This is a genomic window from Marinobacter salinexigens (genome assembly GCF_008370345.1).
GTDB classification, from domain to species: Bacteria; Pseudomonadota; Gammaproteobacteria; order Pseudomonadales; family Oleiphilaceae; genus Marinobacter; species Marinobacter salinexigens.
Window position 1 is genome coordinate 187099 of sequence record NZ_VTUU01000006.1, and the last position, 17631, is coordinate 204729.

Here is a 17631-nt window from a genome sequence, read left to right on the forward strand (position 1 = left end):
ACTCCCTGAATGTCGGTGTGTTCGGGCTCGCGCCCCCTAGTATCAGATGGGTTCAGGTCCAGCAGGCACAATGCCACCCGGGTTCAATGCCTTGATGGAGTAGTAACCCGCTTTGATGTGGTCAAGATGCACCGTCTCGGCAATACCATCCAGAGCCAGAATCCGCTTCATATAGGCGTAAAGTGCATCCATGGATTTCAGCGTGTTCCGGTTACACTTGAAAAGACCGTGGTAGGCCGCGTCAAAACGAATCAGCGTGACAAACAGACGCACATCCGTTTCCGTCAGCCTGTCACCGAACAGGTAAGCCCGGCCATCTGACAAGCGAGCCTCCAATTCATCCAAAGCTGTGAACACCTTCAGATAAGCCTCATCATAGGCCTGCTGGGTGGACGCAAAGCCTGCCTGGTACACACCATTGTTCAGGTCTGTGTAGATGTAGGCATTCAATGCATCAATATCGTCTGCGAGATCCGAAGGGTAAAGATCCGGCCCCTGATCCACGAGATCGTTGAATGCCGAGTTCAACATGCGCAGGATGTCTGCCGATTCATTGTTGACGATGGTTCCGGTTTTCTTGTCCCAGAGCACCGGTACCGTTGCCCGCCCTGAAATTCCGGCGTCGGCCTTGGTATAGAGTTCATGCATATAACGGGCACCATTCAGCGCATCGTCCTCTGCGCCGGAGAAACCACCAAACTGCCAGCCCTGATCCGTCAGCCTCGGGTTCACGATCGTCACTCCAATCAATGACTGCAGCCCTTTCAGCTCACGGACCATCAGCGCACGGGAGGCCCACGGGCAGATATAAGCCACATAAAGATGGTAACGGTCCGCTTCTGCCTTGAATCCGCCCTGGCCGGTGGGGCCAGGCTCGCCGTCCGGCGTTATCCAGTTCCGGAAAGACGATGTCTGCCGGATAAACCGCCCCTCATCGTCCTGCGCCTGTACCGGCTGCCAATTTTCCTTCCAGACTCCGTTAACCAGCATGTGCTCTCCCCCGTTTCAGTCACGCTCCCCGACATCCGGGGAGCGCTGTACCTGATCGTTGCCGTGTCTTATTGCACTCAGCGACCAGTGCCGCCGCCAAGACGGTTCAACAGAACGTTATCCAGCGCGAAGCGTCCACCACCCTGAATGGCCAGGGACAGAGTCACAACGAACAGGGTGAGTGCGTACTCATAACCGTTGTTGGACATGAACAGACCGTTGCCAATGTGCACGGCGAAAATAGCAACCAGCATGGCAAAAGCGCTGACCAGTGCCGCCGGGCGAGTCAGAAGGCCCAATGCCAGCGCCAGGCCGCCAAAGAACTCCGCACTGCCTGCCATCAGGGCCATCAGGTAGCCGGGTTCAAGACCAATGCTCGCCATCCATTGTCCGGTACCTTCCAGACCATACCCGCCAAACCAGGCGAAAAGCTTCTGTGCTCCGTGGGCTGCCAGAATAAGCCCAACGGGTACCCGCAGGACCAACGCAGCAAAGCCACCGTTGGAACCCAAAAGAGCCTTGATAAATTGAGTGTTCATAAAAGTATCCCCGAATGATTAACCGTTGATTGTTTCTGAAGACTGCCTCAGAAGATGGAACCACTTTACTATCTCCACAAACCAACAGTAATATTCCTGATGTTGGATAATTATAAACACTATGTTGTTAATTAAAGCTGGAGACTCCTGCCTGTGGACCGGATTGATGCCATGCGGGCTTTTATCGCCGTTGTTAACGAAGGCTCCTTTACCCGCGCAGCGGACCGTCTCGACCTGTCGCCTCAACTGGTGAGTAAATATGTGTCTCAGCTGGAACAGCATCTGGGAACGCGCCTGCTCAACCGGACCACCCGCCGGATCCATCTGACCGAGGCCGGCACCCGATATCATCTTCGCGCCGTTCAAGTGCTCAATGACATCGACGATATGGAAAATCAGATGGGCGACATGCACACCGAGGCCAAAGGTGTGCTGCGCATCAGTGCTCCTGTCTCGTTCGCCATACGGCACCTCGCCCCGTTGTTGAGCGATTTCCAGAAAGCCCATCCGGCGGTGAGCATTGATCTGCAGCTGAACGACCGAAAAGTAGACATCCTTGAGGAGGGCTTCGACATCGCCCTCAGAATCGGGCAACTGAAAAGCTCCTCACTTGTCGCAAAACGCATTGCGCCCATCCGACTGGTCATGTGCGCCTCCCCTGCCTATCTCGCAGAGCATGGCACCCCGGAAAACCCGGAGGACCTGTCAGGCCACCGTTACCTCCGATACAGCTACATGGACCCTGCCGCCATTCCCGAAGTACTCCAATGGATAAAGCAGACCACCCCCTCCCGTGGCAGCGGGATGGTCAGCAATAACGGCGACGTACTCGTGGAAGCCGCCATTGCAGGCGCCGGTATTACCCTTCAGCCTTCCTTCATCTCCGGTTCAGCAATTCGGAATGGGCAGCTTCAGGTCATCCTGTCAAAGTATGAGCCTGAGCCAATGGGACTCTATGCGGTCTACGCTCACCGGCAACTGCTGGCAAGCAAGGTGCGCAGCTTTGTCGACTTTATGGATGGCTATTTCGGGGACCCACCCTACTGGGACAGGTTTGACTGATAAAGGCTCCATACAGCCCGGCAACGCTCCGCTGGTAACACTCTATTCACTCAACACCGAACAATAAGGAAGCCACCATGGCCACACTCCCGCAATTAACGGATGCCACCCTCACCCTGGAAAACCGCATTGCAGTTTTAACCCTCAACCGCCACGACCTGCGTAATGCACTGACCGGCTCAAACCTGATCGATGACATTGTGTCCACCGCCGAGTGGGTAAACACTTGCGAGGACGTATCCGTGCTGGTGATAACCGGCGCGGGTTCTGCTTTCAGCGCCGGAGGTAATATCCGGGATATGGCCGAGCGCGGGGGTGACTTTGCCGGTACACCAGCGGAATGCGCCGAACGCTATCGCCGGGGCATTCAGCGCATTCCCCTGGCCATGCAGGCCATTGAGGTGCCTGTCATTGCAGCTGTGAACGGCCCGGCCATCGGTGCGGGATTCGATCTGGCCAACATGGCGGATGTCCGTATTGCAGCGGAATCCGCGAAATTCGGCGAGACCTTCCTCAACCTCGGCATCATTCCGGGTGATGGCGGTGCCTGGTTCATGCAACGGTTGATTGGTTACCAACGGGCATTTGAGCTGACACTCACGGGCCGCATTGTGGACGCCGAGGAGGCAAAAGATCTCGGTATCGTGGTGGATGTGGTACCCAACGATGACCTGATGACTACCACGATGACTATGGCCGAGCGCATGGCCAACCAGCCGCCGAAAGCTACGCGGCTAACCAAACGCCTGATGAAGATGGCACAGCGTATGGAACTGAAGGATTTTCTGGATTTGTGCGCATGCTTCCAAGGTATGAGCCATAATGAACCAGAGCACATGGATGCAGTGAACCGGATGCTAGAAGCTATGTCCCGAAAATAGCGGTAAGTCTCTACCAGGCCCCACCGGGCTTGGTACACTCTGGCACTGGTCCTTAATAAAAAAAGCTAGAACGCTATCAAGCGGGGTTTCCAGTCCTTGATCCTGAACGTGTCGTTGCGTGCCTTCTTCCTGATACTCTGTGTTTGCGTCGGTCAGTTCGCGCACGCAGCGGGCGATCCGGTTGTCATCAGCCAGAATGTTCCTGTCAGCAATCACTTCGGGTACTGGCAAGACACCCAGGCCAGTGCCAGCATCGATGAGGTCCTCGCGCTTCCTGAATCTGCATGGCAGGTTCAGCCATCAGGCAAGGCCACTTTCGGCATCACTCACTCCGCCTACTGGCTCAAAATTCCCGTGCTCAATCGTTCCGGTGACTCTGCCAACCTGGTCGCAGAGCTTGGCTACCCTCAGCTGGATGACGTCGTATTTTATGTTTTCTCCGACAACACCCTGGTGCGCGAACTGAAAACAGGAGACACACGGCCTTTCTATCCCCGCGACGTCGACCATCCGAATATGCTTCTGCGCTTCCAGCTTGCCCCCGGCGAGGAGAAAACACTGTTTATCAGGGTCTCCACCGAAGGCACCATGGTGCTGCCTTTGACCATCTGGCACGAACATCAGTTCTTTGAAGCAATAGCAACAGAACAAAAACTGCATTTTCTGTTCTACGGCAGCCTGACGGTAATTGTGCTTATGAACCTGGCCGTATTCCTGACCCTGCGGGAAAAACTCTATCTCTACTATGCTCTGGCTGTCTTTGGCTATCTGGTCTTTTTTGCAGCCATCCGCGGCTTTACGTTCCAACACCTCTACCCTTCAGCACCTTACCTGCATGCACACGTATTGGCGTTATCCATGCCGTTCCTGGCCATGTTTTCCATCCTGTTCTGCATGGATTTCCTCAAGGTACGCTCACACAGCCCCAGGCTCTGGAAAGCCCTCGTCGCGATGCTGACGTTTGAGGTTCTGGCATTCATCCTGTTTCCCTTCATCAGCTACAACGCCGCCATCGAGACAGCCTCTTTATCTGCCTTCGTCTTTTTTACCTTGCTGTTGATTGCAGGCCCGGTCAGCTGGGCATCCGGGGTCCGGGCCGGCGCTTTCTTCACGCTCGCATGGACACCACTCACCCTGGGTGTTGTCGCCACTGCCGGGCGGGCACTCGGCCTTCTGCCGGAGAATTTTTTCACCGAGTACGGCATGCAGATAGGGTCTGGGCTTGAGGCCTTCATTCTCACCCTGGCACTCGCTGACCGCCTTTACCGGGAACGTGAAGAGAAAATTACTGCGCAAGCCGACAGCCTGCGCATAGAGAAAGCCCGAAACGAAGCACACAACCGGCTTGCCGAAGCGATGACCCATGACCCTGTCACCGGGCTGCCCAACCGCAACCGGTTCGAGTGGATGGTCGACCAGCAGCTGCAACTTGATCCCGAAGGCCACTACATGGTGGGCGTAGCAAGGGTTACCCGACTGAAGGAAACCAACCGTACCCTGGGCCTTGAGCGCAGCGAACGGCTGCTGAAACGCATTGCGGACCAGATGTCCCTGTTGGCAAAACAGTTACCGATGATCCATGCCACGGAGGACAAGCTGGGCCGTACCGAGCGCGTCTATCAGCTCTCTGGAGACAGCTTTGGTGTGTTGGTGGATGTCGGCATGGCCAGAGACAACTTCCAGTCTTTGAATAATGCACTGAAAATTCTGGCCAACCCGGTGATGCTTGACCATATCGGCATTGAACCCAACCCCAGATTTGGTGCTGCGTCCTATCCGGAACATGGCCAGACCGCTGCCATGCTTATCCGGAATGCCCATGTCGGGATGGAAATGGCACCCGATGCTCCGTTCGAAACCGGTATTTACTCCCGCAAGAAAGACATCTACAACGAAAGTCGCTTGACCCTGATGTCTGACCTGAGGGATGCCCTGCAGCACGATCAAACGGAACTGTATTATCAACCGAAGTGTTGCCTTACCACCGGCAGGGTTGTGGGCGTGGAAGCGCTGATTCGCTGGCATCACCCGGAGCGGGGCTGGGTATCTCCCATGGAGTTCATACCGCTGGCCGAGAAAACCGGTGTTATAAGGCACCTGACTCGTTGGGTGGTCAACAGGGCTCTGCGCGACCTGAACATACTCCAGCTCCTGGACCCGGATCTGACCATTTCCGTAAACATCTCCGCCCGCGACCTCACCTCCGTGGAACTCAGAGGGCTGTTTGAGACCAAACTCAAACGGCATGAAATCGACGCCAGACACATCACTGTGGAACTCACTGAAACCGCCGCCATGGACGATCCGAATACCGGGCTAAAGGCGCTCGAAACCCTGGCCAGCATGGGGCTTAGCGTGTCCATTGATGATTTCGGGGCCGGCTACTCTTCACTCTCCTACCTCAAGCAGATACCGGCCACAGAGATCAAGCTCGATCGGTCGCTCATCCACGACATAGACACCAATGAGCAGTCACGAGTGATTGTCGAAACGGCCATCAACATGGGGCACGGCCTGGGCTATAAAGTGGTCGCAGAAGGTATCGAAAGTGAGCAATCCGCCAACCTCCTACGTGACCTGGGAGCAGACATGATCCAGGGCTACTGGCTATGCCGCCCCAAAAGCCTTGAGGAGCTGGAAACATGGTTAGCCGCCCATATCAAGAAAACATCGGATCGCCACAGCGCCGTGCGCTAATCAGGCACGGCGCTGCCGATTGCATCCACATTGGGCAGCACGCTCCCACAAAGTGCATGCAAATGAATTCAGGCGGCCGCGCTGCCATCGAGGCTGGCTGTTCGCACCCAAGATTAAATTCATAACTTACTGTATCCAAAGGTAAATATATAAATTCCGACGGCTGAGCCAGAATTATGGCTTAGCGATTGCATTCACTCTGACATTCAAACACGTCAGGGAGTATGCAAAATGAACCGTCGGAATTTTCTCAAGGGAGCCACATCACTTACGGTAGGTGCCAGCCTGCTGCCGCTTTTCAAGTCGCTGCCTGCTGCGGCTGCCAATAACGAAACGGCTGTCGTGGTTATCGGTGGCACCATCAACAGCCTGGACATCCACCGCAGCGGCACCAACCGGGACAGCTACCAGGTCGCGATTAACTGCTACGATCGGTTGGTGTCCTTTGGCACCAAACAGATGCCCGACGGCTCACTCAGCTACGACTACGACAACGTTCAGCCGGAACTGGCCGAATCCTGGGAAATCAGTGAAGACGGCACCGAGATGCTGTTCACCATCAAAGAAGGCGCAACCTTCTGGGATGGCAAACCAGTCACCGCTCACGACGTGAAGTGGTCACTGGACCGTGCAGTCAGTCTCGGCGGCTTCCCGACCGTACAGATGAAAGCGGGTCGACTGGTCTCTCCCGATCAGTTCCAGGTTGTCGACGACCGAACCTTCCGCATTACCCTGCCGTTCGCCTCCAAGCTGGCGTTGCCGGACCTGGCAACGCCAATTCCCATCGTGATTAACTCCGAAGTCGCCAAGGCCCACGCGACACCGGATGATCCCTGGGCAACCGAATACCTGCACCGCAACCCTGCCGGTTCTGGTGCATACAAAGTAGCCCGCTGGGACGCCGGCCAGCAGTTGGTGTATGAGCGCAACGACAACTGGAGCGGCGGCCGTGTACCCGGGTTCCAGCGCGTGATCCTTCGGGAAGTGCCGGCCCAATCCACCCGCCGGGCACTGATCGAACGCGGCAGTGTGCATGCTTCTGTCAACATCCCGAACAAGGATGCAAAAGAACTGGCCAGCAAGCCTGGCGTGAAAGTGGTCAGCACCCCTATCGAAAACTGCATCTACTCACTGTGTACCAATGTGGATTTCGAACCGTTCAAAGATAAGCGCGTGCGGCAGGCCATCGCGTGGGCCATCCCTTACCAGAAGATTTTCGAGCAGGCGGCCTACGAACAGGGCATTCCCATGTGGGGTGGTACCAGCACGGTAGACAACATCCAGTGGCCGCAGAAATCACCGTACAACCAAAACATCGAAAAGGCCCGGGCACTGATGGCCGAAGCTGGCTATGCCGACGGTTTCGAGGTTCCGCTGTCATTCAACCTGTCCCATGCGGACTGGGCAGAACCTGCTGCTCTACAGATCCAACAAGGGCTGGCCGAGATCGGCATCCGTACCACCATTGAGAAAATCCCCGGCGCTAACTGGCGCACGATCGCCCTGGTGGAAAAGAAACTGCCCCTGCACCTGGAGAATTTCGGTGGCTGGCTCAACACCCCGGATTACTACTTCTTCTGGGCCTACATCAAAGGCAACCTGTTCAATTCCTACAACTACGACAACCCGGAAATGGCCAAGCTCGTTGAGGACACTCTGGATATGGCCGTGGACCATCCGGATTACGCTCCTAACGTCACCCGCATGATCGAGCTGGCGTTTGACGAGATCCCCCGCATACCACTGTGGCAGCCCACCCTGAACGTTGCGTTCAACGACAAAGTGGAAGGCTATGAATACTGGTTCCATCGTCAGATGGATATTCGCGCCCTGAAGCCGGTTTAAGGAGAGGATCGAGTGACTGCCGCTCTGGAGAAACTGCGAAAGGTAGCCCTGCGTCTGTTGCAGGCAGTACCAACCGTGTTCGGTATCCTGGTGGTGTGCTTCCTGCTGACCCGGGCTCTGCCCGGGGATCCGGCGGCCTACTTCGCCGGTGATATGGCGGATGCCGAATCCATTGAGGAAGTGCGACGTACCATGGGCCTGGATCAATCCCTGCCAATGCAGTTCGTCAGCTACCTGAAGGATCTTGCCCAGGGCAATCTGGGCATGGCCATTTCAACAGGACAACCCGTGACTGCCGAATTGGCAAACCGCCTTCCTGCTTCTCTTGAGCTCACTCTGGGGGCACTGGTGCTATCGTTCCTGATTGCGGTGCCTCTGGGAGTATTGGCCGCCACCCGGCCCAATACCTGGATAGATCATCTGTGCCGCTTCCTGGTGACGGCGGGGGTATCCTTGCCTACGTTCTTCACCGGCCTAGCTTTGATGTACGTGTTCTATTACCTGCTGGACTGGGCGCCAGCCCCCATGGGCCGGCTGGACCTGATGTTCTTGCCGCCGGAACCGATCACCGGCTTCCTGACCATTGACGCCATCATTGCCGGTGACTGGGAAGTGCTTCGGGCTGCCCTCGCCCAACTCGCTTTGCCAACCATCACCCTGGCACTGTTCACCCTGGCCCCCATTGCCCGAATGACCCGTGCAGCCATGCTGCAGGCCATTGCCAGTGAGTTTGTCCGTACCGCCCGAGCGGCGGGGCTTAGCGGGCGCCGGGTACTGGTGACTTACGCTTTCAGGAATGCCCTGTTGCCCGTGGTAACCACGCTGGGCATGGTGTTTTCATTCGTCCTGGGCGCCAACGTTCTGGTTGAGAAAGTGTTCGCCTGGCCCGGTATCGGCTCCTTCGCGGTGGAGGCGCTGGTGGTTTCGGACTACGCCGCCGTGCAGGGATTTGTGCTGTCCATGGCGTTGCTGTTTGTGGCACTGAACCTGCTGATAGATGTTATCTACACACTGATCGACCCCCGTGTTGGCGAGGAGGCCTGACATGACCAGCCTGACTACCACCGTCTCCAACACCGAGATCGCGCCCCGTTCCAGCCTTTGGCGACATCTGCGCCACGTGGTATCCGAAAACCCGGTAACCGGCGTGGCCTTCCTGCTCTTTGCCATGTTCGTGGTTCTGGCTGTATTCGGCCCCTACCTGGTTCCCTTTGACCCGCTACAAACCGACACTGGCCCAGCACTGCAATCACCCAGCGCTGCGCACTGGTTCGGCACGGACCATCTCGGTCGGGATGTTTTCTCGCGGGTCGTGGTTGCTACCCGGCTTGATCTGCTGATTTCCGTATCAGCGGTGGCTATTTCCTTCGTGCTTGGCTCCGTGATGGGCTGCTTTGCCGGCTACTTTGGTGGCTGGACCGACCGCATCACCGGACGCCTGGTGGATACCATCATGGCCTTCCCGTTGTTCGTACTGGCTATGGGCATCGTTGCCGCAGCCGGCAACACCGTGGAAAACATCGTATACGCCACGGCCATCATCAACCTTCCGTTCTATGCCCGTATGGCCCGGGCGGAAGTGAGCATTCGCCGCAACGCGGGCTATGTGCAGGCAGCCCGCCTGGCAGGCAACTCTGAACTGCGCGTGTTGTTTGGCCATATTTTCCCGAACACGCTGCCGCCGATGATGGTGCAGATTTCCCTGAATATGGGCTGGGCCATTCTCAACGCTGCCGGCCTGTCGTTCATCGGTCTGGGGGTCCAGCCCCCGGCTCCGGAGTGGGGCATCATGGTGGCAGAAGGCGCCAACTTCATTATTTCCGGTGAGTGGTGGCTGGTGATCTTCCCGGGACTGGCTCTGATGCTGGCCGTGTTTACCTTTAATCTGATCGGCGATGGCCTGCGGGACCTCGTTGATCCGCAACGCCGCACCTGAGGAGACTGACATGAGCGTACCTCTGCTCGATATCAATCGTCTGAGCATCGACTTCGTCACCCGGAACGGCACGGTCAGAGCCATCGATGACATTTCCCTTGCCGTCGGCAAAGGCGAGACGCTCGGCATTGTGGGCGAATCCGGTTCGGGGAAATCCGTCACCTCTTATGCCGTCATGCGTATCCTCGACCGGGCTGGCCGTATTGCCGGGGGCAGCATCCAGTATGGTGGAGTATCGCTGCACAAGGCCAAAGAACGGGACCTCAGGGATATCCGGGGACGGGAAATCTCCATGATATTCCAGAACCCGAGAGCGGCCCTGAATCCGATTCGCCGCATTGGCCAGCAAGTAGCTGACGTGCTGATACAGCACAGCCAGGCCACCCGGGCCAACGCCCGGGAGAAAGCTATCGACATGCTTCGCGCCGTCAAGATCCGGGATCCTGAAAAACGCTACGAAGCCTACCCCTACGAGCTATCCGGCGGCATGTGCCAACGGGTAGTCATTGCTATTGCCCTTGCCTGCAAGCCTCGACTGCTGATTGCGGACGAACCGACCACCGGCCTTGATGTGACTACACAGAAGGCCGTGATGGACCTGATTATGGAGCTCACCCGTGAGTTCAACATGTCCACCATCCTCATCACCCATGACCTCGGCCTGGCAGCGGCCTATTGCGACCGTCTGGTGGTGATGGAAAAAGGGAAAGTCATCGAGGCAAACGGAGCCTCGGAACTGTTCCATGCACCCCATGAGGCTTACACCCGCCAACTGCTGCAGGCCACGCCTCACCGGGACTCAAACGTTCGGGATCTGTTGCCCGACGAACTTCGGAAAGAGGCCATTTCACTTCCCGCGCAGCGCACACCCGGCAACCCGATTCTCAGTGTTCGTCATCTGCGTAAACAATTCGGTAAGCCCGGCGCCGAAGGCTCTCACCTTGCCGTAAAGGATCTTTCGTTCCAGATCAGGGAAGGTGAAAGCCTGGGCCTTGTGGGAGAGAGTGGCTGCGGTAAATCCACAACGTCAGCCATGGTCATGCGGTTGCTGGATACCAGTGAGGGCGAGATCGAATTTCTCGGCGAAGATATTGCCCCGGTGCAAGCCTCGAAATTTGCCGCCCATCCTCTTCGTGGCAAGTTACAGATGGTGTTCCAGGACCCGACTGACAGCCTGAATCCACGCTGGACAGCCGCACAGTCTATCGCCGACCCGCTGAACCGCCTGGCCAGGGATATGGATAGCAAAGCTCGGGAACAACGAGTGGTCGAACTGGCGGGGCTGGTAGGCCTGCCAATCAACCTGCTCAATCGTTTCCCACACCAGCTATCCGGGGGCCAGAAAGCCCGTGTTGGCATTGCCAGGGCCATAGCCCTTCAACCCAAGCTGCTGATCCTTGATGAGCCCACGGCGGCGCTGGATGTCTCGGTTCAGGCCGTGGTGCTCAATCTGCTGGAAGACCTGAAACACCGGCTCGGCATGAGCTACCTGTTTATCAGTCACGACCTGAATGTGGTTCGCCTCTTATGTGACCGTATCATGGTGATGCAGAACGGTGAGGTGGTTGAGGAAGATAACGCCAGCGAACTGCTGGACAACCCGAAAACCGACTACACCCGAAGCCTTCTGGCAGCCATTCCGCACCCACCGGAAACCGGAAAATCTGCCGAGAGGGCGTCAGTATGAGCACTCTCGAACGGGCGGCCAAAGGCACCGTCGTAGACAGCATCGTGCAGACCCTGGCTGATGACATTGTCAGAGGCGAACTGGCACCCGGGACCAAACTCGACGCCCAAAGCATGGCAGAACGCTTCGGCGTTTCCCGGACCCCCATACGTGAAACCTTCGGCCACCTGGCTGCCATGGGGCTGGTGACGCACCGTCCAAACCGGGGGGTCATCGTTGCAACGCTGTCACCGGAAACCCTTAACGATCTGTACGAAGCCATGGCAGAGCTGGAAGCGGCTCTTGCCCGCCTCGCCGCATTGCGCATGGACAGCCAGCAGCGCCAGGCCTTGCTGGAGCTTCATCAGCAGTCAGTTCATCTGGTCCGGGACGGAAGCTCAGACGACTATTCCGCCTATAACCAACGATTCCACCAGATGATTTTTGAAGGTGCCCGCAGCAGCCAGTTGCTGAAGCTCGCGGAAGCCACCCGGCATCGGCTGGCACCGTTTCGTCGGGCCCAGTTCAGGATGGACAACCGGATGAGTCGCTCGTGGGAAGAACATGACTGTATTGTTCAAGCCATCCTTACAGGCGACGCTGAGGGCGTCGCCCGACTGATGCGCACCCATGTTCAAACCGTCAGCGCCATGTCGGCCGAGTTCGTGGCGGAACATCAATTCCGCAATCCCTCCCAATCCAGGGACGGAGCTTCTTCAAAATGAGGGCGCAGAAAGGAAAAGGCATCGTCTGCACGCCAGACAGCAGGGCCACAGAAGCCGGTCAGGCTGTTCTCAGGGCCGGAGGCACGGCCATCGATGCCATGCTGGCAGCGGGGGCTGTGCTATCGGTTGTATGTCCCCACATGTGTGGCATCGGTGGCGATTCTCTCTGGCTAGTGAGTGACGGCAATAAGGTGGATACCCTGATGGGGCTCGGCCAGGCCGGTCAACGCCTGCCCGAGGGCGGCCGCATTGCCGAGCGAGGCCCGGCATCGGCAGCCACAACCGCTGGCGCCCTGCGCGGATGGTCTCTGGCCCAGGACTGGAGCCGCCAGCGCTGGGGCTCCACCATGACCTTACCCGACCTTCTGGAAACCGCCATCGCTCTGGCCCGTGACGGTTACGATGTTTCAGACAACCTCGCATTCTGGACAGAACAGCGCAAGGGGCTGATCCGGGACCTGCCAGGCCTGCAGACTTTGTGTCAGGACAATCAAGGCCAGTGGCTGACCAAAGGCGCCCGCACACGACAGCCACAGTTAGCAGCCACCCTCTCGCACATTGCCCGCAATGGTGTCGATGACTTCTACGATGGAGAACTGGCCACGGCACTGGCGGAAGGCTTCAGGAAGTTCGGCAACGGCCTGACCCGGGAGGATCTGGTCCGGACCCAGGCCTGGCACAGCAAACCCATCAGTGTCCGTTACCGCTCAGGCACCCTCTATAACTTTCCACCGCCGTCACAGGGCCTGTATACATTGAGCGCCCTGAATGCACTCAATCACGTAGACCTCAGGGCGTTCCAAAATCACGGTTCCGATTACTTCCACTACCTGATCGAAGCCATCAAAGCCCAGCTCGTGCAGCGCAACCATCAACTCTGCGACCCCGCCAAAGGGACCCTTGATGTACCCCGCCTGCTTGGTCACGGGCGATCAGCTATCGACTTTGCCTCCATTGATCCCGACATTGCCGTGCCCTGGACCGAGGCCGGCCAACCTGCCGACACCGTGTGGCTGGCAGCCACGGACGGCGAAGGACGGACCGCCTGCCTGATGCAGAGCCTGTTCCATGATTTCGGCTCTGGCTGCATGATCGGCGATACCGGTGTGCTCTGGCTTAACCGGGCCGGCGGATTTAATCCTGATCCCACGCACCCCAATGCCTGGGCTCCCGGTAAACGCCCAGCCTTCACTCTTAACCCCTCTGCCTATCTGGCAGATGACGGTCGCCAATTCTACTTCGGTACCCAGGGGGGTGACGGCCAGCCCCAAACTCAGATGGTTCTGGCCACACAATTGATTGATTTCCACCAATCGGTTCAACAGGCTGTGACCGCTCCCCGCTTTCTACAGGGACGAAGTTTCTTTGGCAGCAGCGAGGCGCTTAAACTCGAACGCAACATTGCCCCGGCGGTGGCAGACGAGCTTGTCCGCCGGGGGCACGACATCGAATGGATACCCGAGCTCAGCCCGTTTTGCGGCCTAGCCGGGGCCATCTCAGTGGATAGCAGTGGCAACCTGGAGGCCATGCACGACCCTCGTGGGGACGGCACAGCGCTGGCCGGGTAGTCCGCTATGTTTCGGACTGTTGGCCAGAATAAAACGCCGCAGTTTTCCGAACGACCTCGGCTATATTGGTTCGGGGTACCTCCTGCTCAACCATAAAGCGCTCCACATCCGCCGTATTGAAACGGGTTGATTGAATAAAACTCAGGGTTTCCGGGGGAGTGTTCATCAGCCGGGACAATCCGGGGATCACCAGCAAAGCCGCCAGACACCACATCGGGATGTGATGCCTCGGCGCTTTCGTTCCGAGAACACTGGCTGCAATAGCCAGCAGATTCTTGAGATTCGGTGTCTCGGGGTCGAGCGCCAGCAGCTTAGCGGGCGCCCGTTCGACGGTAGCCGCCAGCCCAATCAACCTGGCCAGGCTATCTACCGCTACCAGCGGTAACCAATGCTCAGGTGTGCCGGGCACCATGGCCATACGCCCGCGGGCCAGATTATCCAGCAGGGTATATAGTGGTTGTGCCCTATCAAGCGCCCCGGTCTTGCTGGAACCCGCCACCGTGGCAGGTTGTACCTCAACAAACTCAAGGCCTGCGCGTTTGGCATAGGCTCTGGTGCGAATCGCAGCTTCCAGCTTGCTGGCCTCATAGGCACCCGCGCGGCGATACACACGCTGCCAATTCACCGCATCCGGATCTACCCCCATGATGCCCAGCTGCTCAAGATGCTGCGTGTTTTCCAACATGAAACCGCTGATAAAAACCAGACGACAACCCAGACTTTGCGCCAAGCGTGCAACCGCCAGACTGCCCGCCACATTGGTCTGTCGGGCTACCTCCGGTGCCAGACGCCAGCCGAACCGCGCCCCAAGGTGAATAATGGTATCCATCTCCGGAAGTGCTGCGGACAAGCCAAGCTCCGGTGCATCCAGATCCCCGGAAATCGCTTCAATCCGGCATCCATCCCCGCCCAGTTCGTCGACCACCCGGCGCAGCTCCGGCAACTGCCGCCCGGGCTGACGCAGCATCGCTGTTACCGTTCTACCCTCTCGCGTCAATTGCGCACAGAGGTGGCGGCCAATAAACCCTGTCGCTCCGGTTATCAGTAGTGACATAACGCTTCTCCTCAAGATCATCAGGCTGTTTTGAGGAGCGTAAAGTATAGAGTAAACTCTAAGGTCAACCATCGACTTCAGCTCTCCTTCTGGCCCACATCAGAGGACACGGTTATGCGTATTGCCGAACTGGAAAACCGCACCGGGGTGAGCCGCCACACCCTGCGCTACTATGAAAAGGAAGGTTTGCTTCTGGAGGTACACCGGGGCGGGAACAACTACCGTGACTATCCCGAAAAGGCCATTGAACGCGTGTCCATGGTCTGCCAGCTAAAGGACCTGGGGTTCTCTATCCGCGAAATCCGCGACCTTCTGAATGCCTTGCGCAACGACAGTATCGACTGTGCCGCAGGTGCTCGCCTGATGGCTGACAAGAAAGCCGCAGTCGACAGAAAAATACGGGAGCTCCGGCAGGTAAAAAAACTTCTGGATCGCGAGCAGAAACGGCTTGAGCAAAGTGCAGCGGCCCAATGCTCAGCACCAGACGCATTGGACCAGTAGGTGGAGAGAATAAGGAACACCTAGCCGTCCCGTAGTTCGCTATTTGCATAATGGGTCAATTTTCACCTACACCCGGAACCCCTGGGCCAACGTCTGCAGTTCACTGGCGAGCTGGGCCTGACTGATCGTTACCTCTGAGATTTCCCGAGAACCAGACAGTGTCTGCAGGGAGGAATCCCGAACCGTGGACAAGTTGCGTGAAATATCCCGGGTCACCGTCACCTGCTGTTCAGCAGCCGCGGCGATCTGGGTGGCCATGCCGGAAATGCGGTCAACGTCCTGAAGGATGTCGGCCAGTGTGTCTTCCAGCGTTGCCGCTTCGTCCGCGCTTTGGTTGGCGAGACCATGGCTTTCTGTGACAGCACTGCCCACATCATCGGTGATGGTTTGCAGGCCGGCGATGATCGATTCAATCTCAACGGTGGACTGGTGTGTCTGCTGTGCCAGTGCACGCACTTCTTCGGCTACCACGGCAAATCCCCGGCCATGCTCACCTGCTCTGGCGGCTTCTATGGCCGCGTTGAGGGCCAGCAGGTTGGTCTGGTCGGCAACGCTGCGAATCACATCAATGACTCTGGTAATCGACGAGCTACTCTCCTGCAAGCGGGCCATCTGACCGCTGACCTGCTCAATTGAGACCGCAAGGGTCTGGATATGACCGACACTGGCCTTTACTACCTCGCGACCGGCCTCATTTTTACCCGAAGCACTGGCTGCAGCATCCGCCACTTGCTGGGTGTTTCGGGAAATATCCTCGGAAGTGCTGGTCATTTCCTCTGCCGCTGTCGCCACCTGCTCCACCAGCTGCTGTTGCCGGTTCACCTGATCGGCATTCTGGCCTGCCGTTGCCCGGGTCTGCTCCGAAGCGGATGCCAGTTGCACGCTGGTCTGGTCGATCTGGCTCAGCGCCCCGGCAAAGCTCTCCATCAGGCTGTTCAGTGCGGTACCGATTGAGCCCATCTCGTCTTTCGAACTGACCTGCGTCCTCACACCCAGATTTTTCTCATCCATGATCTGCCGGAAGTCCCCAAGCAGCTGGTTGACCTGACCACTGACGCCTCGGATGATCATCACCGCCAGCAGGATGACCACCAGCATCACCACCACACCGACAATCGCCGCTTCACGCAGGTCCGCCCTCGCTTCCGCAAGCACCGCCTGCGTCCGTGTCGCCATATTCTCGCTGACTGTAGCTTTCAGTCCGCTGACAGCCCCAATGGCATCAGTCGCGCTGTCAAACCAGTCGATATTGGCCATTCCGAGGAATCCGTATTCACTGCCGATCAAACGGTCCCGCAATGCCCGGAACGCCGTCACCGGTTCAGAGGCCCGCATTGCTTCAAGTTGTTCCGAAAAGCCGTTGCCCAGCGCATTACCCGCCAGCGTGAGAAGCATCTCCTGACGCCCCGCTGCGCGGCTGATCCGTGATGCCAGGGCCAGAGTGGTGGCACTTTCCTTCAGAATTTCAGCGCCTGCCGCCAGCTCCCGACCACCCCACTCCGTGGCATCGCTCATCGCCAGAAACGCCGTCAGCTGACGGGTCAGATGTGGCTCATCTGCCCGCTGCAGAATCACCGGTATGAGATCGCTCAACCCGGTGATGCTCTCGGTGAAGCCGTGACGCACAGACTCAAGAGTGACGCCGTCATTGTCTTCAATGGCCGAGCGAAGACCCGTCAGCGCCTGCAGCCGCTTTTCCACTGCCGCCAACTGGGCAGAGACCACCTGCCGATCGCTGTCCGGCATGCCATCAATGAATGCTTGCAAGTCTGTGAGGCTGAGGCTGGTTTCTTCCCGCTGGGTATTCAAGCGTTCGACGACCCGGCTATCACTGCCGCCGGTCGCCAGATACAGCTCAGAAAGGCCCCTCTCTAGCTGGAGATCCTCCACCAGGGGATCGGCTACCAGTACCAGGTTAAACAAGGTTTGCAGGGAGCGAGTGCTTTGCAGGTTGGCGTAACGCTCGGTGATCGTGGAAACCGAGAAATACAGAATACCCAGCAGGGCAGGAAGGATGAGCAGCAACAACTTGCCGCGCATCGACAGGTTTCGTAGCAAGAACAGCATGATTCTCGAGCCTTGAATAAAATCTGACTTATTGGACAGGATTCAAGGCAAGAACAGTGCCACCCGGATTTACCCGCTATGACCGGCACTTATCAACGTC

At 57.7% G+C, this 17631-nt stretch carries 14 protein-coding genes; 10 read left to right on the forward strand and 4 right to left on the reverse strand.

The genetic code is table 11. The annotated features are described in order from the left end of the window. Window positions 1-42 precede the first annotated feature (42 nt). Together FWJ25_RS13670 and FWJ25_RS13675 are read right to left on the reverse strand one after the other, a co-directional pair. Window positions 43-990 (reverse strand): glutathione S-transferase family protein, encoded by a 948-nt coding sequence (locus tag FWJ25_RS13670; protein ID WP_149600814.1) that lies wholly within the window; start codon window positions 988-990, stop codon window positions 43-45. Between the two features lie 77 nt (window positions 991-1067). After that, window positions 1068-1529 carry a DoxX family protein gene (locus FWJ25_RS13675; RefSeq protein ID WP_149600815.1) on the reverse strand — a complete coding sequence of 154 codons (462 nt, stop codon included), beginning with the start codon at window positions 1527-1529 and terminating at the stop codon, window positions 1068-1070. A 153-nt stretch (window positions 1530-1682) separates the two neighbouring features. Here FWJ25_RS13675 and FWJ25_RS13680 point away from each other — a divergent pair, with 153 nt between their 5' ends. From FWJ25_RS13680 to FWJ25_RS13720, 9 genes are all read left to right on the forward strand, one after another. Continuing rightward, window positions 1683-2591, forward strand: a complete 909-nt coding sequence (locus FWJ25_RS13680) for a LysR family transcriptional regulator (protein ID WP_149600816.1) — start codon at window positions 1683-1685, stop codon at window positions 2589-2591. A 77-nt stretch (window positions 2592-2668) separates the two neighbouring features. Continuing rightward, on the forward strand, window positions 2669-3472 hold the full coding sequence (locus tag FWJ25_RS13685; RefSeq protein WP_149600817.1) for an enoyl-CoA hydratase-related protein: 804 nt from the start codon (window positions 2669-2671) through the stop codon (window positions 3470-3472). A gap of 96 nt (window positions 3473-3568) precedes the next feature. After that, on the forward strand, window positions 3569-6169 hold the full coding sequence (locus tag FWJ25_RS13690) for an EAL domain-containing protein (protein ID WP_149600818.1): 2601 nt from the start codon (window positions 3569-3571) through the stop codon (window positions 6167-6169). 231 nt (window positions 6170-6400) lie between these two features. Beyond that, window positions 6401-8014 carry an ABC transporter substrate-binding protein gene (locus tag FWJ25_RS13695; protein ID WP_149600819.1) on the forward strand — a complete coding sequence of 538 codons (1614 nt, stop codon included), beginning with the start codon at window positions 6401-6403 and terminating at the stop codon, window positions 8012-8014. A 12-nt stretch (window positions 8015-8026) separates the two neighbouring features. Next, the gene (locus FWJ25_RS13700; RefSeq protein WP_149600820.1) at window positions 8027-9058 is read left to right on the forward strand and encodes an ABC transporter permease; all 1032 of its coding nucleotides are present in this window, start codon (window positions 8027-8029) and stop codon (window positions 9056-9058) included. Between the two features lies 1 nt (window position 9059). Further along, window positions 9060-9950, forward strand: coding sequence for an ABC transporter permease (locus FWJ25_RS13705; RefSeq protein ID WP_149600821.1), 891 nt, complete (start codon window positions 9060-9062; stop codon window positions 9948-9950). Window positions 9951-9960: 10 nt separating this feature from the next. Next, on the forward strand, window positions 9961-11637 hold the full coding sequence (locus FWJ25_RS13710) for a dipeptide ABC transporter ATP-binding protein (protein WP_149600822.1): 1677 nt from the start codon (window positions 9961-9963) through the stop codon (window positions 11635-11637). Continuing rightward, a complete protein-coding gene (locus FWJ25_RS13715; protein WP_149600823.1) occupies window positions 11634-12341 on the forward strand; it encodes a GntR family transcriptional regulator in 708 nt (235 codons plus the stop codon). Before FWJ25_RS13710 ends, FWJ25_RS13715 begins: the two co-directional genes overlap by 4 nt. After that, window positions 12338-13909 (forward strand): gamma-glutamyltransferase family protein, encoded by a 1572-nt coding sequence (locus FWJ25_RS13720; protein ID WP_149600824.1) that lies wholly within the window; start codon window positions 12338-12340, stop codon window positions 13907-13909. Before FWJ25_RS13715 ends, FWJ25_RS13720 begins: the two co-directional genes overlap by 4 nt. A gap of 4 nt (window positions 13910-13913) precedes the next feature. On the opposite strand, the gene FWJ25_RS13725 is transcribed toward FWJ25_RS13720, so the two are convergent. Next, window positions 13914-14963 (reverse strand): SDR family oxidoreductase, encoded by a 1050-nt coding sequence (locus FWJ25_RS13725; RefSeq protein WP_149600825.1) that lies wholly within the window; start codon window positions 14961-14963, stop codon window positions 13914-13916. 114 nt (window positions 14964-15077) lie between these two features. On the opposite strand from FWJ25_RS13725, the gene FWJ25_RS13730 reads away from it, so the two are divergent. Further along, complete coding sequence (locus FWJ25_RS13730; RefSeq protein ID WP_149600826.1) at window positions 15078-15464, forward strand: MerR family transcriptional regulator; 387 nt, start codon at window positions 15078-15080, stop codon at window positions 15462-15464. A gap of 66 nt (window positions 15465-15530) precedes the next feature. Here the strand turns inward: FWJ25_RS13730 and FWJ25_RS19890 are convergent, their stop codons facing one another. Next, window positions 15531-17531 (reverse strand): methyl-accepting chemotaxis protein, encoded by a 2001-nt coding sequence (locus FWJ25_RS19890; protein ID WP_149600827.1) that lies wholly within the window; start codon window positions 17529-17531, stop codon window positions 15531-15533. Window positions 17532-17631: the final 100 nt, after the last annotated feature.

Bases quoted from the DNA above. Each gene is read 5' to 3' on its own strand.
- FWJ25_RS13670 (WP_149600814.1), bottom strand. From the start codon at position 990: ATGCTGGTTAACGGAGTCTGGAAGGAAAATTGGCAGCCGGTACAGGCG.
- FWJ25_RS13675 (WP_149600815.1), bottom strand. From the start codon at position 1,529: ATGAACACTCAATTTATCAAGGCTCTTTTGGGTTCCAACGGTGGCTTT.
- FWJ25_RS13685 (WP_149600817.1), top strand. From the start codon at position 2,669: ATGGCCACACTCCCGCAATTAACGGATGCCACCCTCACCCTGGAAAAC.
- FWJ25_RS13695 (WP_149600819.1), top strand. From the start codon at position 6,401: ATGAACCGTCGGAATTTTCTCAAGGGAGCCACATCACTTACGGTAGGT.
- FWJ25_RS13705 (WP_149600821.1), top strand. From the start codon at position 9,060: ATGACCAGCCTGACTACCACCGTCTCCAACACCGAGATCGCGCCCCGT.
- FWJ25_RS13710 (WP_149600822.1), top strand. From the start codon at position 9,961: ATGAGCGTACCTCTGCTCGATATCAATCGTCTGAGCATCGACTTCGTC.
- FWJ25_RS13715 (WP_149600823.1), top strand. From the start codon at position 11,634: ATGAGCACTCTCGAACGGGCGGCCAAAGGCACCGTCGTAGACAGCATC.
- FWJ25_RS13720 (WP_149600824.1), top strand. From the start codon at position 12,338: ATGAGGGCGCAGAAAGGAAAAGGCATCGTCTGCACGCCAGACAGCAGG.
- FWJ25_RS13725 (WP_149600825.1), bottom strand. From the start codon at position 14,963: ATGTCACTACTGATAACCGGAGCGACAGGGTTTATTGGCCGCCACCTC.
- FWJ25_RS13730 (WP_149600826.1), top strand. From the start codon at position 15,078: ATGCGTATTGCCGAACTGGAAAACCGCACCGGGGTGAGCCGCCACACC.
- FWJ25_RS19890 (WP_149600827.1), bottom strand. From the start codon at position 17,531: ATGCTGTTCTTGCTACGAAACCTGTCGATGCGCGGCAAGTTGTTGCTG.